Raw genomic sequence first — 23,914 nt, 5'->3', positions numbered from 1 at the left:
CTTAATGCTGCTTAACTGACTATTTTACATCCCATTCAGAGACGTTAATGAACATACCAAAGTCCTTCGGCTTAGCGCCTATAACCTTATTGTTAATAGCTCCCAATGCTTTAGTTGCATAAATAGAAGGCATCGGTACATCTTGCGCGACGATTTGCTGAAGCTTACTATAGTTCTCTTTAATCTTAGTTTCGTCTGTTTCAGATTGCAAAGCCGCTAACAGCGTCTCGATCTCCGCATTCTTATACCCGTTAGGATTACCTTCGTTCAAGAAGTAAGCAATATCCGGCAACGGATTAACTGGGGACAGAGATACTGTTAGAATGCCAAGGTCATATTCCATTTTAACAAGCTTATCAATGAGCGTTCCTAAATCAAACATTTGGATTTGCGCTTTAACGCCAACAGCTTTAAGATTCTCAGCCATAATATTAGCCGCTTGCTCTAATGTGCTATCGCCCGATAACACGGACAAATTAATCGTTTTGCCAGCATCCCATCCCGATTCCTGCAGGAGGCTCTTCGCTTTCTCCGGATCATAACCTACTGGCTTCACGTTGGCATCCTGATAAGGACTGTAGCTAGAGAGGAAACCATCAACGATTTCACCAGAGCCCTTAAGAAGCTTATCTACAATCATCTCCCGGTTAATCGCATAAGAGATCGCTTGTCTTTGCTTAGCATCTGGCACTGTTTTCTCATTGATATACATAAATTGAGTTGCAATTGGAGGGCCGTCATTCGTAGTTAAGCTATCAAGCCCTTTAATCTTCTCATAATCTGAAATTGGAATGACGCCAAATGAAGGAATATTCATATCGATTTCACCGCTTTGAAGCTGTGCGGAGATTGTCGTTCCTTGCAGAACCTTGAAATTCAATTGCTCAAGCTTAGGAGCGCCTTTGAAGAAATCCTTATTCGCTTCCATCTGAACGTAATGATCTCTATCGTAGCTAACAAGCTTGAATGGACCATTCGTTAGAGTTGGCTTTTGCATAAAATCGCTTTTGTTAATGTCCTCTGGAGCAATATCCTTAAGCGCAGCCTGTGGAACCGTGAGCAAATATCTACCCACTGTATCTTGGAAAATATTTAACGTCGTCGGCGCTTTTGTCTTCATCTCTACCGTATGCTCATCGATCTTCTTAACTCCGGATATATCCGCTGTACCCTCAGGCAAATAGCCAGAATCATCTAAGCCTTCTAGAATGCCGAACAAATATGCAAATCCAGAGGCAACCTTGACGTTACTCATCAGCTTTAACGTATAAATAACATCATCCGCAGTTACTGGAGTACCATCTGTCCATTTGGCATTAGAATTCAGCTTAATTGTAAAAGTGGAGTTGTCAGCCGTTTCTATGGAATCAGCCAGCATCGGCTTAAACTTCAAATCTTCATCAAGCTCTACGAGAGGCAAGAACATTAAGCCCGATACGTAAGAGGATACCTGCCCTACCGGAGACAGAGGATTCAATGCATTAGGGGAATAAGTGACCCCAACATTGATGACTTTCTTGGAGCTAACGGAAGGGCTAGCTGAGCCTGTCGAATTAGCAGTGTCGTTAGACCCACTGCAAGCAGTTAAAGTTAGTAGTGCAGCAGCAAGTACGAATGTGTAGGTTTTCTTCCATGTGATTCTAGCTTTCATAGTGTACACTCCTCTAATAATATTAGCACTTGTATCAATTCCTATTATTCTTATATGATTTAATCGATAACATTCAATATGAAGTCTTTTGTTTTCTTTGTCAACCTTATGGGATATGGAAAAACGACCCAATAGCGGTACATAAAGCACCGCTTTTAATCATACATGATCGCCTCATTGGATGCATTAAAAAAAATGACGAAATTTGTCGAAATAGAAAACGAAAGACCGGTAGCATCATCAGGCTTCCGGTCTTGATATATTCCCCAAATTGGGGATGGTGCATGCACTTATTCCCGAAGTATAACCTGTTTCTCTCCAGCAGCAACCTCGAACGGCAGCCGATTGTGGGCAGGGGGTAGCGGGCAATTAAAATGATAGGAAAAAGCGCACGGAGGCAAGAAGGATTGATTGAAGTCGACGAAGACTTTACCGTCAATCTCAGGGGATACCAATACCATTCTTCCCATCCCGTAGGTTTCCTTACCATTCGTCTTATCTCCAAAGACAATAATAAGCGAGTCATCAGAAGCAAATGGACTGAGCTCATACGCACGGCCCTCTCGAACAAAACGAATATCACCTGGTGATTGATGCTGTCGCACTACCCCATCGCGATCGGAATTGTGTGTGAAGTCCACGGTCCGGTGCTGATCATTCGCATTCCTCACAAATTCTGCTTCGATGACCCATTCCGGGTTATAAGAATATGCCGTGATTGACTCATATCGACCAATCGCTTCTGAGCTGGCATCATATAGCGCTAGTAGATGCTCCGATCCAGGCTGCGCGGTAGCTACCGCTGTCAGCGTATCTGAGAATCGAACAAGGGTGCGATCGATCTCAAGCTTGGCTGTGCCATCGAGCAGTTGTCCATCCACAAGGATACCGTCTGCTGGAGATGCTGTTAGTACTAACCCCGGATAACCTGCATTCAGAGGTGTCCACAGACCCGGGATACCTTTTACTCTTGTTGGCTCGTTGATCGTATGTAGCCCTACGAGAGCGAGATCTCCTTGAAATTGAGCAACCGACTGCTGGCGCTGACTTCTCCAATTGTTCCAATCCGCTATCGTTGCCATTTTACAATGCCTCTTTCGCCAGGAAGCCTAGAATAACCTTAATGAAATCAGCGTGCTCTTCGATAAATGGCATATGACCACTTTTCTCGAATAAGGCCAACTCTGAATGAGGCAATAAGCGGTGAATTTCCTCTGCTTGTGAAACAGGAGTAATCCAATCATATCGCGCCCCGACGATTAATGTCTGGGCTTGTACCGCCGACAGCTTCTGACGAACGTCATACAATGGAATGAAGTGCTTGAATGTGTAATTGGCGACCTCAAGAGACCCAATCGGCCGATTACCCGTTTCCCTCATGACCTCTTCATCTTGCACATGGAAGTAGAGTGGATAACAAACATCCCACCAACGGAATAAGTGGTCATCATCCTGGATACGCCCCTCGAACAACTCAGGAATAACGCTAAGCTGCTGCTCTGTGGCAACACGACTAGCGAAATCCAGTGCAGCAGGGTAGAACTCGAAGCTTGGAGCTGTACAGATAAGCAGAAGCTTCTCCAATGAATCCGGGTATCTCGTTGCGTATACCTGAGCGACCATCCCACCGAACGAGTGTCCGAGCAAATGGATCTTATTGAAACCAAGATATACCCGAAGTGCTTCAATATCGTCCGCAAGCTGTTCTAGCGTACAAGTTGCAGGATCTACCCTGTCCGATTGGCCATTGCTTCGTTGATCCAAATATACGATCTGCATCTGTTCCGTCAAAGGAGTGAGCCATGGCTTGAAATCGGAATGATCGCTACCCGGACCCCCATGAATTGCGAACAATACTGGGCGCTTAACCATCTTATCTCCAACAGGAACGTATCCGGAGCCTTCTATATCGAAATAAATACGGGTGTCGTTTATTGCTGCGAACATAATTACACACTACTCTCTCTGGGTTGTTGGATGCTTCTATTTTACTACAAGAGCGATATTTTTACCCCCAACACATGACTAAGGGGGATAAACCCAATAACTCTACTGTCCTCACTATGATTGCGATTATCTCCCATGACAAAGATGTGATTGTCTGGTACAACCCACTTTGCAGTAAAGAAATCTTCCATCGTCTCATTAATATAAGGCTCATCAAGTCGCTCACCATTGCGATAAATCTGATGATCCTTAAGCTCTAACACATCGCCTGGTTTCCCGATTACTCTCTTCACATAGAAAGCTTTATTCGATTTATTCATTACGAGCTGCAGGATAGGATTCTCCAAAATATCGTCTTTGATCGTACGCTTACGGTCCACCCGGCTATCAATAATTACGATGTCCTCGTAATCCGGAAGATAGGAGAAGGTATGGGATAGCTTAGATACATATATTCTTTCTTTATCGTGCAAGGTTGGATCCATAGAGTGACCAGACACTCGATAAGGCTGAATGACGAATATCCCAATAATTAACGATAGAATAATAGCTCCTACTAGGGAATAGAGCCAGCTTAGAATTTTTTTCTTACTTGGCATATAGTCACTTCCTTTACACATATCCCACATTTTATCACGTTCGTTTTGCAAAGGCGAAATATGACGTTAGTAAAAGCAGGAGCTGTCTGCATAGGGGTGTGATCCCTATGGAGACAGCTCCATTTTTAATCCAAATCCGTCAGAAATCTTCACAACCTCTTTTTCCGTTTATAAACCCCCGCACTCCACGTTATCTTCATTAACATATTTTTTTATGAAAAATGTCATTGTCCTCCCCCACCGTCATCCTATACAATCAAATCAGATTATTAATGTTATAATTTATGACATCATCGTTATTCAAAGGGGAACGTCATGAGCAATCCAGCAGATACCAACACCATTCATCCCTCTTCTCCGACAGGGAAGCTGCTTGCCTATTATCAACCGATAATCGCGCTAGAGACCGGTAATATTGTAGGTTACGAGGCGTTGGGCAGGCAGCTAATAGGCGAGACCATCGCAAGCTTAGGCCCCTTCTTCTCGGACCCAACCGTCCCCGTCGATGAGCATGTGCGCATTGATCGCCTATTACGCGAGCAAGCCATAACTAAGCTGAGCACATTATCAGATCCCCCTATGATCTATCTCAACTTAAAGCCCTCATGGATTTACCAGCACTATAAGCGCACTGGCGAGCTTCATACGATGCAGTTGCTGGAGAAATACGGAATTAGCCCTTGCAAGGTATGTATTGAGATTACGGAGGAAGAGTTCAGCGGCTCTATGTCCGAGCTCAACGAAATTATTAACCTTTATAGAACTCTTGGCTGCCAAATCGCCATTGACGATATCGGAACAGGCTTTAGCAATTTTGATCGTATCGCTCAAATCCAACCCAACCTACTGAAAATCGATATTCATCTGATGAAAAAAAGCGCCTACCACAGCGGGTATCTCGGGGTTCTGCGCTCCTTCTCCACCTTGGCGGAGCAAATCGGAGCTTCTCTGCTTGTTGAGGGCGTAGAAACAAGTCAGGACCTAAAGCGCGCCATTCAGATCGGGGCAAGATATGTTCAAGGCTTTCTGTTTGCTCAGGCGGAACCCGAATTCCGGCCTAAGGATGCTTTCGCCATCCTCATCGAAGCGGAGCTTAGTGAGCACAGACGACACTTGAAAGCCACAACTCTACTCTGGCAGGAGCTGGGCAATCATCTCGTCAATACAGTACAAGCTTCCGGAATCCATGGTCATCTTGAGAAAGCTGAGACATTACCCGCCAATGGATTAGGGGGCGTTGTGAGCTCTGAATTAGCTGACGAATTGATCACCTATTTGTTACCGCATTTAGACAAAGCCTGCATTCGAGTATATTTGTGCCGGAGCAACGGCATTCAAGTATCAGCCAACCATTATCGCGATCACGCGGAAATGTGGAGCGTGGACTTGGAGTACCGAAGAGCGGATTGGAGCTGGAGACCTTATTTCCTCCCTCATATCTCTCATGAGGATTCACGCATCGAAGCCAAGGTGTCTTCCAAATATGCGGATCTGGATACGCACGTATGGATCCGTACAATATCTATCCCTATCAGCAAGGATTTGATTCTACTTATGGATGTTGCGGATAACAATGAATAATCCCGCTCCAGCTAGCTCATGGAAATCGATGTTATCCTAGTGTTAACGTAGACTTCCCTACCGTAACCGATATCTCTCCCTTGCATTGTGAAGCAATGATCGCCACGATGCCACCCTCTGAATCGATAGAAGGTCGCAGCTCTACCTGATAAGAATCCGCACCGGAAACCACAACATCCTCCTTGGAGAGCGTTGCCGCGCGGGGGTGGTAGATGAGGGTCTCATCACCAGACGGGATGTAGTCTACTTTTAGCACGTCCGTATCATAGTCATAATGATATCCGGCCAGCACACCCCCGGTCACCTGTGGATATGCACGGTTCAGCACCTTAGCGTAAGGAGTTTCCTTGAAACCGTCACACCAGCACCAATACGTATTACTCCAAAGGTACTTTTCAAAGATGGAAATAACCCCTTTGGATAGCTCAAAGGTTGCAGGATGATTTGTAAATGCCCCCCACTCTCCTATTAAGACAGGGACGTTCAACCGCTCCTGTACCTTACGATGGTTAGCAAAGATCAAGTCAACGCGATCCTGATTATAAATCTCGTAATGCTCAGTATCGACGACCAAATCATAGCCATGGGGGGTGAAAACCTGATTGTGTACAACTCCCCCCTCGCTATTCCGAACAAGCTCCAAGCCGGACTCTACTCCCATATTCGCAAAATAGCTTGTTTCTAGCATGAGAAAGCCGTCCGGGGCAACCGAGCGAATCGCTGCCGCTGTTTTGTTGAAGAAGGGGGCAAGAACTTCACGCTCGAATACTTGTGAAGCCTCCCTCGCACTTTCCACTAGTACTCGATAAATGCTCATATCCGCCATTCCCACGAGTATTTCTTGCTTTTTCTCTTCATCAAACCAGAGTGCAGAGAGCTGCTCCATGTCAATCTCAGTTGCTCCCATAACAGTTTGAGCGTAGGCTGCGATAATGGTGCCAAATACCTCCTGCCCCCTTGATCCTGGGTAGGGCTCGTTCATCATGTCGTAACCGATGATATTGGGACAGTCTGCAAAAAACTGAGCCGCATGCTTCCACATCGCTGCATAATGATCCTGCAAACCTATGCCATCAATAGCAGGTGCGTTATCCCAGAAATGATCCAGTGCACGATTCAGTGCCGGACTTTCCAAATAGGCATCACTCCATATACTTCCGACCACATGAGGGAGTCCATCGGAGAAGGTTGCCCACTCTGGAGCTCCATCACTATATAGCGAGCTATACAAATCCTGATGCATATCAAGAAAGACGTACATCCCATTTTGCTCCGCCCAGATGATTTGCTGTTTGATTTTCCTTAGATAGTCGTTATCATAAACACCCGGCTCCGGCTCTACACCATCCCAAATCAAACCCAAACGAACAACATTAAAGCCCTGCTCATGAAACCAAGTAAATAGACTCTCCTCACATGGATCCACATAGCCTTTCAGCTTATCCTTGCAGACTACATTTACGCCATTCAGAATAACCTGAGCCCCATCCTCATTTACAATGCGCTGTCCATCGACTGTTAATTTTTGCATCCTCTTCATCCTCCTTCAATGTCTTCTACAGGAATGTAGATTTCGATGTAATGATTGTTGTACTGATTATATAGATTGATTTCGAGGGAATTCCCTGCGATCTTGAGGCCACGCTTATGGATGAATGCTTTCATTTGCTCGTAATGATCGTCTAAATCCGTATAGCTATCCCGGCCTATAATGACGCATTTTCTTGCACAAAAGCAGGGCTCTACCTTCTGAAATATGCCAGTATCCTCCTCCATCGGGAAGGTGGATAGAATGCCATTATTCAAATAGGTATGATAATTGCCAGCATTAAGATTTTCCTGTGACACAATCGATATGATGTGGCAGAAAGCGAGCCACTCTTGATGAGCTCCGATTTTACGCAGCTGCAGCTGCACTTTACTCCCAAATCCCTTGTCAACGCTCTCCATGACGGAGTCGGTAAGAAAAATCCAACTCGGATTGCTCTTCACAAGCTCAATGACAGCGGTGTCTTCAAAGCGCTGAAACTGATCCTTCAGGAAATCCAGCTTCTGAGACAGACGCTTCAAATAGGTTAATTGCTTGTCTATCTCTTTCTGCTTACTTGAGAGCAGCTCGCGCATATCACTCAAGCTATCGTCTGTGAGAAGCGCATGGATGTGTTCGATAGGAACATCCATCGCCCTAAGCATTCGAATCGTGATCAAGGAATCGAACTGCTCAAGGAAATAATAGCGGTACTTGTTCACATCCCGATCGTGTGGGGAAAGCAGCCCGATTTTGTCATAGTAACGAAGTGTGTCTATCGGGATATTCAGAATGTTGGATACCTCACCGATCGTAAATTTTAGTTTTAACATCGACCATTCACCTAGATTGGGCCTCCCCTTCTGGCATAGTTACTGAAAGCAGAGATTTCTTCCTCTTTCTTCTTGTCGAATGGATAAAAGGCTATCGGGATGAGACCGATCAATACTGCGGCAAGCGGGATCAGCCCCGTGGCCAATCGAATACCGAATATTGCGGATTCTGACTGAGCAGCCGCAAGGCCATCGTAGCCAAAAGCTCCGATGACATTGATGAAGACCACTGTCTGCAAGCTAGAGAAGGCAACGATAAATAATGAGAATAAGCCATTGAACAGCCCCGTTTTCCTAACGCCGGTTATACGTTCATTCTCATCAATGATGAGCGCGCCCATTGGTGATGCCGCAGTTTTAATGTAATTGACCGTGAAGACGATCAAGATATAGGAAGCCGCCGCAGTCCAGATAGTGTTGGCGAAGAAGATTCCAACGTAGCCAACAACTGCAGGGATTACCCCCCAATAAACACTTGTTTTTGTGCCGTACTTTTTAACGATATATCCCATAACCGGCAAAAAAGCGAGAGCCGTTACATGAGTGCTTACATCGACAATTGTAGCTGTGAGACCACTTGTATTTAACACATCATCCATATAGTAAAGATAGGGCGTGAAGTAAAATCCAATAGGACCAAGCGTGATAACTGAAAAGAGTACATAGGTAAGGAATGGGCGGGATTTAATGATCTGCCAGGATTCGCGCCAAATATCCTTCGTATCCAGATGCTGGTTGTTAAGTGTTTCGTACATTTTCGCATCATCCCGTAGCCCCCGCAGAGCCAGCGTGAAGAATATCGTTTCCAACAAAATTACGGCACTGAATACTGGAATAATTACCTCTCGCTTCCCATCACCAACCAACAGTAGAGTCGGAATCATCGTTACGAGAAAGGACATCCCTTGGGAGACATAGTTTTGAATAATCCCGACATCCACACGTTCTTCTTTGGTTGGCGCCGCAATCAAGGTATACGATTGATAGGCTACACTGTAGGCAGTTGCCGCCGTATCGTAGATAAATAACTCTATCGTATACAGCAGGAATATCTGCCACTGATCCCAAGAAGGACTAGATAGCATCATGAGAAAAGAAGAAATGATCATAAAGGGTACCGTCACACGCATGATGTAGACGTATTTCCCACGTGCCGGACGGTGCCTCATCTTATCAATCCATACACCTATCATCGGATCGTTAATCGCATTCCAAATATTATAAATAATGTACACCCAACCAACATACTTCGGACTAAGACCGATCATATCCGTGTAGTATTTAATGAACACATTATGAATGAGAACGCTTCCAACAGAAAGGACAGGCCCGGGAAGAGCGAGCCGCCATTTCTGTCCTAACGTTAACCCCGAGCTAGTAAAGCGGAAGGCTCCTCGAATGGAGGCGAATACTTTTCTTAAGGAAATTGTCCCCAGCCCCTCTGTCAGCACTCTATTGGATTCGCGGCTCATCAAGCATATATGTCAATTTCCCCTCATTATAAACTATGGAGTAACTCCAGGTTAAAGAGGTTTTTAATAAAAAATGGAAACAATTTAACAAAATAAATGGAATTAGCGTCTACTCCAGCATTCTTCTTCCATTGTTCAGAAATTGGTCATTTGTCCTATATATCATTTTCTTTGAATAAACTAGAATTATTCACTAAAATTTTCTTAGAAAATGGAGGATGTGTATGAGTGCTTCTTGGAAAAAAGGAATTGCGGAGTTTATCGGAACCTTCGTGCTCGTATTGTTCGGGTGCGGTAGTGCTGCGACTGCTGGAGGGAATCTAGGGAACCTGGGGATTGCTTTAGCTTTCGGCTTGTCTATTGTGGCTATGGCTTATTTTATCGGCCCAATATCCGGATGTCATATCAACCCGGCTGTTTCTTTCGCTATGTGGATCAGACGTAAAATCTCCAGCAGTGATTTCATCCTCTATGTGGCTGCTCAGGTGGCTGGCGGATTAGCAGGCGCAGCTATCCTGTATGCCATTATTGACTCAACGGGAGCGGCTGTCATTAATCTCGGTGCCAACGGGTACGGAGATGGTTACGGCATTGGCATCTCGCTCCTCATGGCACTCATTGTGGAAGTTATCCTAACCTTCGTCTTCGTTTCTACCATTCTTGGTGTTACCTCCGATGGGGGCAACAGTAGAGTGGCGGGTCTGGTCATTGGACTTACCCTAGCATTCGTACATATTCTAGGCATTGCATTAACCGGAACCTCGGTCAATCCGGCAAGAAGTCTGGCTCCGGCAATCTTACTTGGGGATACCCCTCTCTCGCAGGTCTGGGTATTCATTGTGGCCCCTCTTGCGGGCGCTGGATTAGCAGCTATTACTCACAAGCTGTTACACAACAAATAAAGTGCAAGCAAAAAGTGGTGGTGCAAAATTCTGCACCACCACTTTTACATTCACGTTACTATCGGCTACAGCTCAATTCCATCACGAGCGCCGGAAGAAACTGCTAGGCAATGTCCCCTCTAGTTGCCGAGAAGAGATGAACTGGTTATTCGTTCCGCCCAGCAATGTTGTTGCACCTGACACCCCAACAATCGCTGGTGCTGACGTCGGCACAACAATATTCGAAAGAGAAGAAAGCGCATTGGTCAGACCGGGATTGCCAACCGAAAGCACGAATACGAAATAGTTAACTCCATTCTTAATGAGTTCTCCGCGCGAGTCTCGCATGTTAAACCCAATCACCGTATCAATATTATTCGATCCGGATTTAGGCACATCCACGTAATAGCTATTGCTCAGTGCCGTGACTGGATCATAACTTGACGCGTACACATCTTGAACCACAGAAACACGATAGTACTGAATATTCGACTCATCTGCGGCTTTGTTAAATGTGACCTTCAAACCCTGTCCATTATCACTAACTGCGACATTGGTGACTGCAGCAACATTAGTAGTGGATAAAGTGATAAGAGGGGAAACGGTAGATAATGCATTCGTACCGAATCCACTCCCTCCTCCAACGGATAGGACAAAGACGCGATAACTAACGCCATTCTTAACGAGCTCGCCATTAGTATCACGCGATCCGGCTGTCAATGGCGTATTAATATCCCCTCCGGTTTTCGTTATAACCGTGTAGTAATCTGGGTTAGTAATCGCACTCGCTGCTGTCAAGTTAAATGCACCTGCAATGGCATCTTTGACTACAAATACTCGATACTGAGTAATGTTGATCTCGTTAGCGGGCTTCGTAAAGCTCACTCGTAGATCTGATCCGTTATTATTATCAGCTGTATCGCTAACATTAAGATTTGTCACTGCCGTTACAACTCCTGAATTGACGAGCGTAATGGCTGGGGAGGCAACAGACAATACGTTAGTCCCATTAGAGCTTCCGATTCCGACTGACATAATGAATATCCGATAGCTAACTCCGCTCTGAATCTGCACACCATCTATATCTCGCGAATCTGCTGCTAGCGGTTTAGAATGGTTTGCTCCGTTCTTGTTCCATACGGTGTAGTTGCTCGCGATTGAGTTGGCAACAGCCAAGGTGAAGTTATTCGCGTAGGCATCCTTCACGACATAGATACGATATGAGCCAATATTGCTCTCATTTGCAGCTTTCGTGAACGATACGTTTAAGTCTAAGCCATTGTTGTTGTCCGCAACGTCGGTACCCACTACACTCGTTGCTGCGGTTACCCCACTATTGGTGAGAGTGATCGGTAAAGATGGGGAAGACAATGCATTATTGGCCGCAGTGTTTCCAGTCCCAACAGAGAGGACAAAGACGCGATAACTTACCCCATTCTGGATAGCTGCCCCATTCACGTCCAGTGTATTGGAGGACAGTTCACGGATGATATTTCCCCCGGTTTTAGCTATTACATAATAATAGCTGCTATTCGTGATAGCGCTAGCAGTTGCCAAGCTAAAGCTACTTGCATTCGCTTCCTTCACGACGAAGACGCGATACTGACTAATATTGTTCTCATTCGTAGCTTTGGTGAACGCGACTCTCAAGTCTAGAGCACTGTTGTAATCTGTTACGTCGCTCACGACAAGATTCGTTACGGCGTTAACCCCTGTATTCGTTAATGAAACACTAGAAGAAGCAACCGATAACACACTTGCGTAAGCTGCGCTGTTATTAGTAACCCCCATAACGAATACTCGGTAAGCAACCCCAGTTGTGATGTAATTGCCCTTGGTGTCTTTCGAGCTTGATGTCAGGATCGGACTATAGGTGCTGGCTCCCGTTTTGGAAATATCGAAATATTTATCCGAAGTTAGCTTGTTAGCCTCTGTTACGTTGAAGCTGCTATAATCCGCCTCTCTCACAACAAAGACTCGATAGTAGCCAATACGAGACTCATCAGCCGATTTATTGAAGGTAACCTGTAGATCGCGGCCATCGCCATAATTATTAATATCAGATACGTTCGTGATAAAAGGAACCTGAGCAGATGTCGCCAGTAACAACGATGCGGAAGCCGCCGACAAACCGTTCGACAAGGCCCCCGTGTTATTGCTTAACGACAGTACAAAAGCAGTATAGGCCACTCCGTTCTTAATGAGCGCACCAGAAGTATCTTTAGAATTCGCATTAAACACAAAGCTCAGCGTACTAGCACTCGTTTTGGATACCGTATTATAGAAAGAGCTCGATACCCCGTTCGCTGCTGCCAAATCAAACTTGGATGCATCCGTTGTTTTCACAATCATTACCCGATAACCCGTAATGTTGCTGTCGTTGGACGCTTTTGTAAAGCTAACCGTAAGATCACGGCCATCCCCAAAATCATTATTATCGTTAATAGTAACATTCGTTGCTGCATTCACAGACGGGCTACCATTTAAAGTAACCGATGCGGAAGAGCCTGACAGAGCATAAAGATCATTCCCTACCGTTAATACGAATACTCTATACGCCTGCTTCGCACGGATTAGCGCGCCGTCTACATCCTTAGTCAGAGTAGAAAGGGTTGTAGTACTCATATTATTGGCAAGTGTAGTGTAGTTTGCAGCCCCTACAATCTGAGCCTTGGCTAGATTAAACGAGGAGGCGTTCTCCTCTTTCACAACAAGTATGCGGTAACTGTTCACGTTAGTTTGATTTGACGGTGGAGTAAAGCTAACTCTCAAATCTCGACCATCGCCGTTCTGACCAATAGATGTCGCAATGACTGAAGCAGCTGCTCCAACCCCTTGGCCTGCCAGCGTTGTGATATTTACCGTTTGGGTTTTGGAGTTCCAGTTGACATCGTCCCCTAGCGCTTCACTAACGAAACGAACGGGTACCATTGTCCTATATTTAATAGTACGTGCAGGAACATCCAGTGTAATCGTCTTATTGTTAACCGTTGCCGTCTTAGACCCCAGTTTAAGTACAATCGTGGTATCCCCTCTGGTTGCGGTAATGGTTTGTAACTTCTCATTCCATACTACCTTAGCTTTCAATGCTTCGAAGATCCCCCGCAGAGGCACCAAAGTACGGCCTGAAATCTCAACGGGTGGTTGATCAGTCGGAAGTACTTGCCCATCAATAATTATTTGGATTACCGAAGCAGCCTTCACATTTGGTTGTTGGATGACTGAAAATAGCAATACGAATGCAGCTAAAACGGTGATTAACTTTCTCATAAGATTCTCCCCTTCAATTTTGCTATTGCCCCGTCAATATGAAAATTATGGATTACCATAATAAGACGCAAGATTAGGGGCAAAGGTTTCTCCTATAAAATCAGAATAAGAGATTTATATTTTATTAACTGATCATACTACGGGAATGACAGTATTGACAGCAATAATTCCCAAGTTTTATAATAAAAAATGAGCAAAGTGAGTAATCACTCATTATTTATCGAGGGAGTGAACGACCTCCATGTCCGGACCAGAAGCCTGTATCCAGATTCATGATGTTTACCGCACATTCAAGAGCAATGAGGTTATCCATGGCGTTAGTCTTAATGTCTACAACAATGAGATTTTCGGATTGCTTGGACCCTCAGGCTCCGGTAAGACGACGCTAGTCAAAATGATAGCAGGCATTGATGAAGCGACCAGCGGGAGAATCGAAGTCATGGGCACCCAGATGCCGAAGCTTGAGATGATGAAGCACATCGGCTACATGGCTCAATCGGATGCCTTATATATGGAGTTATCCGCTAAAGAAAACCTGGAGTTTTTCGGCTCCCTCTTCGGCCTTCGTCGGGAAAAGCTGAAAAAAAGAATACATGAGGTTATGGAGCTCGTCAACTTAACAAGTCACCTTAAGCGCACCGTCGGCCATTTCTCAGGTGGGATGAAGCGACGCTTATCTCTCGCTATTGCACTCCTTCACGAACCGGAAGTGCTTATTCTTGATGAACCCACCGTTGGTATGGATCCCGTACTTCGTAAATCAATTTGGGATGAATTTGATCATCTGAGTGCCAACGGAACGACGATCGTCATCACGACTCACGTCATGGATGAAGCTGACAAATGCCACCGTCTCGGCATGGTGCGCGAGGGAAGCCTAATTGCCGTCGGAACTCCGGATGCACTGAAAGAGGATACCGGTAGCGCTACGATCGAAGGAGCATTCCTGTACTACGGAGGTGTCCGCGCATGAGAATTCAAGCCCTGATCATCCGGATTATTCGTCAATTCATTCGCGACAAGAGATCCATTGCATTATTAATCGTAGCGCCGATTATCGTCTTGTCCCTTATGTACCTAGTATTTAATGGCGACACTTATCAACCGAAGCTCGGCACGCTGCAGCTTCCGAGTGCCATTTCACAAAGTCTAAGCACGAATGGCGCCATCGTATCCACCTACGACACAGTTGATGAAGCAGAAGCCGCTCTCGCTAATCAAGAAATAGATGCGATAATTCAGCTTGATGGGACGACTCCCCATGTAAAGCTTGAAGGCAGTGACCCTGCCAGGAATCGCTCTGTCATGATGTTGGTCCAGAAGATTATGCAAGAGCAAGCTCCTGCGCTAAGTCAGGCTGCTCAACCTCCCGCTCCCGTTTTTGACTATTTATATGGTGCAGCTGATATGTCTTCCTTCGACAACTTCGGCCCTGTATTCATCGGTTTATTTGCCTTCTTCTTCGTATTCCTAATTGCTGGCGTTTCCTTCTTAAAGGAGCGTACAAGTGGAACGCTGGAGCGTCTTTTAGCCACTCCGTTACGTCGCTGGGAAATTGTTGTTGGATACATGGTGGGCTTCGGTATTTTCACTGGCTTGCAGGCGGTTCTGATCGCGGGGTATACAATCGGGGTATTGGGAAGCTTGATGGTAGGCTCCTTCTGGTATGTACTCCTGATCATGCTCTTATTGTCCCTTACCGCACTCAGCTTCGGAACCTTCCTATCCACCTTCGCCAACTCAGAATTCCAGATGATTCAGTTCATTCCGATTGTTATTGTGCCGCAGGTGTTCTTCTCTGGCTTGTTCAACATCGAGAGTATTTCTCCTTGGCTTCGCTGGCTTGTCCATATCACACCACTGAAATATGGCGCTGACGCTCTTCGCAACGTGATGATCCGAGGGGAAGGCTGGGGCTCCATCGCGATTGATGTTTACGTTTTACTAGGCTTGTCCCTCATCTTCATGGCAGCCAACGTACTCGCGTTGCGTAAGCATCGAAAAATATAGTCATCTTGCTTTTGTCCAAATGTCTACAGAAGGGAACATGCTCAAATGTCGGAGTTGGATCAGAAGGAACAATGGTTAGAGGATCTTATACGCCTAAGCGGAGAGGACGACCAGAAGAAAACCGATAAGCAAGCTAAAATTTTGGAGGCTGCGATCGAAATCTTCTCTGAGAAGGGCTTTGCAGCCACATCTACAAGTGAAATCGCTCAAAAAGCAGGCGTCGCGGAAGGCACCATTTTCCGCCACTATAAGACGAAGAAGGATTTATTGCTATCCATAGCCGGACCAATCGCGATCAAGATGGTCGCCCCGTTCCTTTTACGCGATTTTGCCAAAGTGCTAGATCTTCCCTATAACAAGGTCGAGGATTTCTACCGAGCGGTTGCCCGGGATAGAATGGAGTTCGTTCGCCAAAACCTTAAGCTTATCAAAATCCTGTTCCACGAAGTATCCTTTCAACCGGAGCTCATGGAACAGGTAAAAAGCTTGTTAACAAACGTTGTCGTCCAACGTTTCGAACGGGTCATCAAGCATTTTCAGGAGCAAGGGCAAATTATTGAAGCCCCACCTTGGCGCATTAACCGTTCTGCCGCTAGCATGCTCCTGGGTATGATCACGTTCCATATGTTCTTAAACCCGGATTCCTCCTTCAATGAAGAAGAGGAAATAGATCGCACCATAGACATTCTCATGCATGGAATTGCAGGGAGGAAGGACTAAGGTTACTTCTTATCTTGTCGTTTAGTCGGAGTGACGCGTTGGACCCAATTATCTCTATTCATCCGTTTCACCGTATTTGCCGGGGTTGGGGCACTGTTAAGCGTTGAGTCTATGACTACCGGCTGCTCGCTCACTGTACTCTGTAAGACAGGATTTAATTCTTTATCTTTACGCGGGGGTAAGCCCCGTCCATTGTGTTTTCCTCTGTTCCAAACCTTATTTTTGCTCATGTCACAGCTCCGTATATTTATTTCCGGGTTGTCGCTAATCTGCTAATCACCCTTGAATCCTTATAGTTTAACACAAAACGATAATTTGCTAATGTTTAACGTGGATTTTACATAAATCATACATCCGGATAAACCTACTTCTATATCCTTAGGAATACAAGGAGGTGTAGGTTACCGTGTATTATGAAGAAGATCGAGTACCGTTCGATGAGTCCGATGAGAACAAATAAGCCTGCCCTATGGATTTGCGCATAGCAAGAAACGACGAAGCTATTGTCTCCCTGACAGTGCTTTTTTTATTTTCTCCGACAGATTATAGCTTAATTCATCTAAATCCCCCCACTTTACATAACTAGTCTTGTTTGTTTACACCCTATTAATATTCATATCGGATACTAAGATTATTATTCTATTCCTGGAGGAATGAACATTCATGAGAAAACAACTCGTCACGGCTCTATCTGTCTCGCTTATTGCTTCAACCGTATTCGCAACAGGTAGCTTTGCAGCCACCAAGACCAAACAAGTTGGCTCGTTCCGCCCTCTTACCACCTTCGTCGTTCCTGGTGGAGGAATTGCTGAGATTGTTTCTGCAACCCCAGATGGTAACCGATTATTCTATACTAGCGCAGGGCTTGGTAGCATTGGAGTCGTGGATCTGACCAACCCCGCTAAGCCTAAACATCTTAGCGCGATTGAAGTTGGAGGCGAACCCACTAGCGTTACGGTCACACCGGATGGAAAGACCGCTTTAGCAGTCGTCATCGCATCAAAGCGTGAGGTTGGAGAAGTCCCTGAGATTAAACCAGGCAAGCTGATTGCCATAGATACGAAGACATTGAAAATCAAAGGCGAGCTAGCCATCGGTAATCACCCCGATTCCATAGCGATCACAACACTTAAAGGTCAATATACGGCTGTTATCGCGATTGAGAACGAGCCTTTGTACGTGGATGATAAAGGGGTAAGAACAGATGAAGAGAAGCCCGGCTTGGACGGGGACCTCAGCGGACCAGGATATGTTCAAATCGTGAGCATTAATACATCCGATATTAGTAAATCAAAGATCACTGACGTTAAATTCAATGCTACTCAAATGAAAGCCAAAGGTCTTCTCTATCCGGAAGATCCACAGCCGGAATTCGTAGACATTCGTAATGGTAAAGCGGCGGTTACGCTTCAAGAGAACAACGGTGTAGCAGTTATTGACCTTCAAACCTCTAAAATCACAAGCCTATTCTCCTCCGGCAAGCCCGTTAAGCAAAAGGCCGATCTGACTGAGGATGGAAAAATTGCTTTCACTGGCTCTTATCCTGAAGATGTGAGCAAGGAAGAGCATGCTGGAGCAAGAATGTCTGATGCCATCGCATGGAATGCCGCTGGAACAACGCTGTATACGGCGGATGAAGGTGAGTTAGATTACACAGGTGGTCGTGGCTGGAGCGTATGGAGTCCGGCTGGCAAGCTGCTCTGGACAGACAAAGGTGCGCTTGAGCAGAAAGCAGCTGAATATGGCTACTATGCGGATTCCCGTTCGGAAGCAAAGGGAATTGAAGTAGAAGGTGTGGAAACGGCTATTTTCGGTAAAAAAGAGTTTGCCTTCGTAGGCTCGGAGCGCGGCTCGTTCGTAGCCGTGTATGATATCACGAAGTCAGCGGCACCCGCTCTCGTACAGCTTCTGCCTACTGGCATTCGACCTGAGGGACTGCTCGCTCTTCCACAGAAGAACGTATTCCTCACCTCAGATGAAACATCAGGTACAATTACGATTTTCGAAGGGATTGCCGGCCAATATCAAGCTCCAGCGAACCATCCAACAATCGTTGCTAAACCAGGTGTATCCTGGTCAGCAATATCCGGTTTAGCTGCAGATGCTAACAATAGCAACATTCTCTATGCCGTTCCGGATGTAGCGATGGAGCCTTATATCTATAAGCTTGATCTGAAGGGTGGCGAAGCAAAGCTAACCCATCATGTTGCAATTAAAGAAAATGGCAAGCTCGCTAACATCGACATGGAAGGCATCGTCGTGGACACCTCGATCGCCAAAGGCAAGCAACCCGGCTTCTGGTTAGCTAGTGAGGGCAATGCATTATTCAAGGATAAAGATTACATGGCTAACCAACTCATTCAGGTTGATAGCAAAGGTAACGTTCTCCGCAAAGTTTCCCTGCCAGCAGATATTGATTCTGCAGAGGGTGGAGTTATTCGTAATAATGGCTTTGAAGGTGTAACAATTTCTTCTGATGGACGTTATCTCGTAGCTCCGATTCAACGCGAATACGCGAAGGATGCCAAAGTTGACGGAGTAAACTATACCCGCATCGCTCGCTATGACTTGCAAACAAGCGCTTGGGATTTCTTCCTGTATCCTCTAGAGAAGACAGACACGAAGAGCGATTGGATCGGATTATCCGAAATCGTCAACCTCGGCAAAGATAAGTACGCCGTCATCGAGCGAGACAAATTGATCGGCGGAGCCGCGAAGCTTAAAGCGGTATATACGTTTACCTTAAAGGATGTTAAGCCTTTCAGCGGTCAAACGACGGAAGCCTCTACGATTGCGGGTTCAGTCGTTAAAAAAACAAAAGTGTTGGATCTTAAATCAACGATCGCACCGTTCGAGAAGCTTGAAGGCCTCACGGTTACTCCTAACGGTAAAGTGTGGGCTGCTGTCGATAATGATGGCGGAGTTCACTTCTCAGGCCTCTACGCTGTAGCTAGCTTGAAAGATATCAACAAGTAAAAAATTAAAACAACTGCATTTCATTGATGCAAACAAAGCCCGGCTGCAAGAGATGACCTCTTGTCTGCCGGGCTTTACGCTATCTGCTGCTTCCGATGTGTCCCTGCTGCTATTATTTCGCTTTAGTAATGAGAACGATTCTAGAAACCTTCTCATCCGTCAGCTTAGTTGTCGTTTTCCCATCTACAGTCATACGGTACAGACGTCCATTATCACCCGCATTCACGTAGAAGATTCCATCAATATCGTCTTCATACTGACAAAGGTCCCACTCTACTCCAACCATTTTCTTCAGAGACAGGTTGGCATTCAGTACAAATGCGCCACTCTCTGCGAACAGAACAGTCGATTGTACTTTACCGTTCTTCATCATATTGCGAACATAGCCTACATTAGATAAGGAAAGCGCCTTGGTGCTAGTTACTTTATTATTAGCTATCGTAATAACCGAAGCCTTGTCCTTGGCATCTACGTATGCAAATTTATTAGCATCCAGACTTGCAATTTCGTAAATTCCCGTCTTACTTAGTTCAAAGGTTTTACCGTCTTTCTTAAGTAGGTAGCCTTTTCCCTTGCTATAGTTGAAGTTGTCATCCGAGCCTAGCGTGATGCCTTTATTATATAGATAGGAATCGTTGCCTGCCCATGAACCGGATAAGACTGCATTCGCATCCAACGGAGCCTTCAAGTTAGCTGCTGTCGCTTTATTGCCTTTCTTAGCAATCGTGTAGAGCACCATGCAATCGACTGAATAGTTCTTCTCCGTAGGCTTGATGTTTACCATCATATAAATATTTGCGCTGTCCGAACGTACATAATAGGAGCTTTCAACTGCACCGGCAGCAACCCATTGTACCGTTCCAGATCCATCTACAGCCTTCGAGGCTACCCAAGTGGTCCGACCGTTACGTAGCGCATTATAATAGATGCGTCCATCCACTACGGTGAAAGCAGGATAGTCAGGGTCTGCCATGTCCGCGATTTGCGTCACTTCGGATGACTTAGCAACTGCAGATGCAGCACGATAAATTTTCCCCGTGTCATCCATGAAATAAATAAAGTCTCCATAGGTTTCAAAGCTAACGACTCTCTTATCTCCGCCAAAGGCAGATGCCTTCGCTTTGTTATCCGTCAAAGATAACCGTAGCAGCGTTGTTGAAGTTTCATCGTACATATAATACATAAAATCCCCAGCAGGCTTAAGCTCAACCCCATCGAAGTTTTCACGAAGCTTTTGCGCTGGGCTGCCATCTGTTTTCACTCTGTACAAGTCTCCATCGGAAACATAGTAGACAAGAGCAGCATCCTCCGCCTGGGCCGCTGCTTCTTCCGCATGGACACCTCCCACGCCTACTCCGGTTAAAAGGAGTGTAAAGAGCAGTAATGATACGATTGATCGTTTCAAAGACATAGAAGCATAATTCACGAATAATCCCCTTTTCCAGTTCAATAATTGATATGATTCCAATATTTTGAAACCAAGCAGGGTTATTTTACCATTATGATATCTAATCAAAAAACGACCTTCGAACTATTTTCAGGAGTATTTCCCAACCCTTTCGTCATATAAATGACATATTTTTTGATTCTGAAGACTCAAAATAAGTGACTATTTCCAGCCGATTTTAAAGGTCGGAGATTCCCAACAATTGTTTAAGCACATTCCTAATCCTTCGAACGCCTTCCTCAATGTCCTTCTCCGCAATTGACGCATAGGTAAGCCTGATATATCCACTACCCTCTCCATAAATGCTTCCTGGATAGAAGATTACCCCTTCTCTGATCGCATGTTCTATTAGTACTTTATCCGGAACTTGCCGCTTGAGCTTAAGCCATACATAGAAGCCGCCAGCCGGCGCTTGTCGAGCAAACAGATCAGCATAGGGCTCTAGCTCCCTCTTAATTGCTACTAATATGCACTCTCTTCTCAACCGCAAGGTATGGCGAACACCCGACAGATGATCTCTAAGTTTAGGGCTGCATAGCAATTGATTCGCTAAACGCTCCCCAAGATGACTCGTACTATAACCCATAAGGTATTTCGCTTCGACTAATCGACTAATCACCGAGCTTGGGGCGACAATCCACCCTGTCCGCATTCCTGGGCTCGCTATTTTCGATAATGTCCCCAAATAAATGACGAACCTTTCTCCTCCACTCATAGACCTTAGCGATGGCAATATTTCCTTTGAATCATCAAGCTGGAGCAAACCATAAGGATCGTCTTCGACAAGAGGGATTGCTAACTGCTCACAAATCTCAATTAACTTTTTTCTGCGGGACAGGGTCAGACTCGTTCCAGTTGGATTCTGAAAGCTTGGATTCGTCACGACCATGCGAACACGATATTTATGATACAGATCGGGCAGCTTCTCTGGAATAAGGCCATTCTCATCTACAGGAAGCTTGATCATCCTAAGGCCTGCTTCGGTAAACACCTGCATCGCGTATAGATATGATGGCCCTTCTACAGCGATTGCTTCTCCTGGCCTTAGAAGAGTTCGAGCAATTAGCGATAAGGAATGCTTAACTCCCGAAGTGATTAATACATTTGCTGGTTCTGTTCTAATCTGTTGAGTTGATAGCAGAAATTCCGATAAGGCTTTGCGTAAATCCCAATCTCCTCTGAGGTCAGTGTGATAGCTAAATGGCTTGAAGTCCATATCCTTCGATAAGCCACGAAGCAGCTCCATCGGCATGAGGTCCGGTGACAGCTCGCCTTTCGTCATATTGATCATTCCTGGATTTGAAAATGAGTTCAATATTGTTGCCATTAGGCTTGCACCAGGATCATATGTTCTTCGCGTATATCGCTCCCAATTCGGCACTTTCGGACTCGTTTCCCACATATGCTCACTCACCCGTGTACCGCTACCTTGCAAGGAATTGATTAACCCCGTCGCACGCAACTCTTCATAGGCAGTGGATACGGTACTCCGATTCACAGACAACCGTTGGGCAAGCTGACGCTCTGTGGGCAATTGTGCACCTGGGACTAACGCTCCGTTCCGAATTTGATCCTCGTAATAATAATAGATCTGCTTATAGATAGAGACATTACTGCCAGACTGCGGTTTCCAATCCACGCTCACCCCTCCTTCGCTCCATTATATTATGCTTATCAATTGGCTGGTCAAACTTTCCGCCAATTGGCTGAGGAAGATTGTAGATAATGGGTATACAATTTCTCTAGCATCATTCTGAATGAAGCAAGGGGGACGATCTGCAATGCTACTCAAAGAGCAAAAATACGCTTGGTTTTTACTGCTTTTTTTATGGTTTTTTGGTTTTGTAGGCTCATTAGGTAGATTCGTCACAGCTTTTTATCAGACGGATATTACAGCAAGCCTAGGGGTGGGTAGAGACTTTATTGGATTCACGTGGTCAACAGCCACGATTGTGGGAGCTATCTGCGCACCGATTGGAGGCTATCTTGTAGATCGTATTGGATATAAAAAGGTGATGCTACTCGTCAGTCTATGCAATGTACTCTCATTAGTCATTGTTGTTTCCATCCAAAATCAGCTCGGTTACTTTGTTGGAAATGGACTTCTGGCTGGTATTGCAGGACTTGGAGCGTCTACAAGCTATGTGTTGATTGCGAATTGGTTTCGAAATCATAGAGCTAAAGCACTTGCCATTCTCGGAAGCGCAGGATCACTTGGGTTGGCATTCTTGACTCCTATTTTGAACTCAATAAGTGAACTCAATTGGATTCAAGTTTATAAGATTCTATTGCTACCCAGTATTTTATTTATTCCATTTGTGTTCGTGTTCATTAAGAGGAATCATGATGAAACTGAGGACAAAGTAACCTCTAGCCCCTCATCCCTGATGAAAGGAAGCTTATTAGATTATTTCCGCCATCCCACCTTGTTTGTAGTGGTTATGGCCATCCTAACTTGTGGAATTAGCATGGGCACAGTGGAGATGAATCTAGTCGCCATTCATCAGCACAATGAGGTTTCAACAACGATGATCTCATCCGCACTCAGCTTGCTTGGGCTACTTGAGGTGTTTGGGGGGATCACCTTCTCCTTCATGCTGGACCGCACCTCACGAACAAAGGCACTAGCCCTACTATATCTACTACGCACGGTTGCTTTCACTTTTCTCATTACCCAATTTCCTGTGAGCCCCATCATGTTTTCGCTTCTCTTCGGCGCATCCTATGTAGGTGCAGTCCAAGGGGGAATATTAGTGGCCGGTGAAACGTTAGGCACAGGGAAAAGGAAGATCGGCCTGCAGACGGGATTCTTATTACTGATTCACCAATTGGGTGGTGCCATTGCTGCTATTTGCGCAGGATTAAACTTTGACTACGCACATAATTATCAAGCAATCATTATCTTAAACCTTGTTCTCAGTTTGATCGTGACTATGGGTTACTTCATTGTTAGTCGCAAGCAAGTCGTTAATTATTCATCGGAAGCGGCTTAATCGAAT

General features: G+C 45.4%; 18 protein-coding genes. 7 read left to right on the top strand and 11 right to left on the bottom strand.

All coding sequences use genetic code 11. The features are described 5' to 3' along the window. Positions 1–19 precede the first annotated feature (19 nt). The 4 genes from M1K58_RS19570 to lepB all read right to left on the bottom strand — a co-directional run bounded on the left by M1K58_RS19570 (position 20) and on the right by lepB (position 4,197). Positions 20–1,651 carry an ABC transporter substrate-binding protein gene (locus M1K58_RS19570; RefSeq protein ID WP_256760560.1) on the bottom strand — a complete coding sequence of 544 codons (1,632 nt, stop codon included), beginning with the start codon at positions 1,649–1,651 and terminating at the stop codon, positions 20–22. A 290-nt stretch (positions 1,652–1,941) separates the two neighbouring features. Next, positions 1,942–2,733, bottom strand: a complete 792-nt coding sequence (locus M1K58_RS19565) for a DUF1684 domain-containing protein (protein ID WP_256760559.1) — start codon at positions 2,731–2,733, stop codon at positions 1,942–1,944. Position 2,734: 1 nt separating this feature from the next. Beyond that, a complete protein-coding gene (locus tag M1K58_RS19560) occupies positions 2,735–3,598 on the bottom strand; it encodes an alpha/beta fold hydrolase (RefSeq protein ID WP_256760558.1) in 864 nt (287 codons plus the stop codon). A 44-nt stretch (positions 3,599–3,642) separates the two neighbouring features. Beyond that, positions 3,643–4,197 (bottom strand): signal peptidase I, encoded by a 555-nt coding sequence (gene lepB, locus M1K58_RS19555; RefSeq protein ID WP_256760557.1) that lies wholly within the window; start codon positions 4,195–4,197, stop codon positions 3,643–3,645. A gap of 315 nt (positions 4,198–4,512) precedes the next feature. Between lepB and M1K58_RS19550 the strand changes: the two genes are divergently transcribed. Continuing rightward, positions 4,513–5,778 carry an EAL domain-containing protein gene (locus tag M1K58_RS19550; RefSeq protein ID WP_256760556.1) on the top strand — a complete coding sequence of 422 codons (1,266 nt, stop codon included), beginning with the start codon at positions 4,513–4,515 and terminating at the stop codon, positions 5,776–5,778. Positions 5,779–5,809: 31 nt separating this feature from the next. On the opposite strand, the gene M1K58_RS19545 is transcribed toward M1K58_RS19550, so the two are convergent. From M1K58_RS19545 to M1K58_RS19535, 3 genes are read right to left on the bottom strand one after another with little or no spacing between them, the layout of a single operon-like run. After that, positions 5,810–7,309 (bottom strand): cellulase family glycosylhydrolase, encoded by a 1,500-nt coding sequence (locus M1K58_RS19545; RefSeq protein ID WP_256760555.1) that lies wholly within the window; start codon positions 7,307–7,309, stop codon positions 5,810–5,812. A 5-nt stretch (positions 7,310–7,314) separates the two neighbouring features. Next, a complete protein-coding gene (locus M1K58_RS19540) occupies positions 7,315–8,139 on the bottom strand; it encodes a MerR family DNA-binding transcriptional regulator (protein WP_256760554.1) in 825 nt (274 codons plus the stop codon). Positions 8,140–8,150: 11 nt separating this feature from the next. Further along, positions 8,151–9,611 (bottom strand): MFS transporter, encoded by a 1,461-nt coding sequence (locus M1K58_RS19535; protein ID WP_256760679.1) that lies wholly within the window; start codon positions 9,609–9,611, stop codon positions 8,151–8,153. A gap of 224 nt (positions 9,612–9,835) precedes the next feature. On the opposite strand from M1K58_RS19535, the gene M1K58_RS19530 reads away from it, so the two are divergent. Beyond that, complete coding sequence (locus tag M1K58_RS19530) at positions 9,836–10,513, top strand: MIP/aquaporin family protein (RefSeq protein WP_256760553.1); 678 nt, start codon at positions 9,836–9,838, stop codon at positions 10,511–10,513. Between the two features lie 81 nt (positions 10,514–10,594). Here M1K58_RS19530 and M1K58_RS19525 read toward each other — a convergent pair whose 3' ends face one another. Then, complete coding sequence (locus M1K58_RS19525; RefSeq protein ID WP_256760552.1) at positions 10,595–13,762, bottom strand: copper amine oxidase N-terminal domain-containing protein; 3,168 nt, start codon at positions 13,760–13,762, stop codon at positions 10,595–10,597. A 241-nt stretch (positions 13,763–14,003) separates the two neighbouring features. Between M1K58_RS19525 and M1K58_RS19520 the strand changes: the two genes are divergently transcribed. Genes M1K58_RS19520 through M1K58_RS19510 form a run of 3 tightly spaced genes read left to right on the top strand, consistent with a single transcriptional unit; the run spans position 14,004 to position 16,492 of the window. Continuing rightward, positions 14,004–14,735: an ABC transporter ATP-binding protein gene (locus M1K58_RS19520; protein WP_256760551.1), complete on the top strand. Its 732-nt coding sequence runs from the start codon at positions 14,004–14,006 to the stop codon at positions 14,733–14,735. After that, positions 14,732–15,772, top strand: a complete 1,041-nt coding sequence (locus tag M1K58_RS19515; RefSeq protein ID WP_256760550.1) for an ABC transporter permease — start codon at positions 14,732–14,734, stop codon at positions 15,770–15,772. The genes M1K58_RS19520 and M1K58_RS19515 overlap by 4 nt, the downstream gene beginning before the upstream one ends. A 45-nt stretch (positions 15,773–15,817) precedes the next feature. Beyond that, positions 15,818–16,492, top strand: a complete 675-nt coding sequence (locus M1K58_RS19510) for a TetR/AcrR family transcriptional regulator (protein ID WP_256760549.1) — start codon at positions 15,818–15,820, stop codon at positions 16,490–16,492. Positions 16,493–16,494: 2 nt separating this feature from the next. Here the strand turns inward: M1K58_RS19510 and M1K58_RS19505 are convergent, their stop codons facing one another. Continuing rightward, positions 16,495–16,722, bottom strand: a complete 228-nt coding sequence (locus tag M1K58_RS19505) for a hypothetical protein (RefSeq protein ID WP_256760548.1) — start codon at positions 16,720–16,722, stop codon at positions 16,495–16,497. A gap of 433 nt (positions 16,723–17,155) precedes the next feature. On the opposite strand from M1K58_RS19505, the gene M1K58_RS19500 reads away from it, so the two are divergent. Beyond that, complete coding sequence (locus tag M1K58_RS19500) at positions 17,156–19,468, top strand: esterase-like activity of phytase family protein (protein WP_256760547.1); 2,313 nt, start codon at positions 17,156–17,158, stop codon at positions 19,466–19,468. Between the two features lie 112 nt (positions 19,469–19,580). Here M1K58_RS19500 and M1K58_RS19495 read toward each other — a convergent pair whose 3' ends face one another. Beyond that, the gene (locus M1K58_RS19495; RefSeq protein WP_256760546.1) at positions 19,581–20,894 is read right to left on the bottom strand and encodes a DUF5050 domain-containing protein; all 1,314 of its coding nucleotides are present in this window, start codon (positions 20,892–20,894) and stop codon (positions 19,581–19,583) included. 199 nt (positions 20,895–21,093) lie between these two features. Then, complete coding sequence (locus M1K58_RS19490) at positions 21,094–22,554, bottom strand: aminotransferase-like domain-containing protein (RefSeq protein ID WP_256760545.1); 1,461 nt, start codon at positions 22,552–22,554, stop codon at positions 21,094–21,096. 142 nt (positions 22,555–22,696) lie between these two features. Here M1K58_RS19490 and M1K58_RS19485 point away from each other — a divergent pair, with 142 nt between their 5' ends. Then, on the top strand, positions 22,697–23,908 hold the full coding sequence (locus M1K58_RS19485) for an MFS transporter (protein ID WP_256760544.1): 1,212 nt from the start codon (positions 22,697–22,699) through the stop codon (positions 23,906–23,908). Positions 23,909–23,914: the final 6 nt, after the last annotated feature.

This window comes from Cohnella sp. WQ 127256, from assembly GCF_024519285.1.
In the GTDB taxonomy this organism is placed as follows: domain Bacteria; phylum Bacillota; class Bacilli; order Paenibacillales; family Paenibacillaceae; genus Cohnella.
The sequence above is the reverse complement of the archived record's forward strand: the minus strand, read 5'-3'. Positions and strand labels throughout refer to the sequence as shown.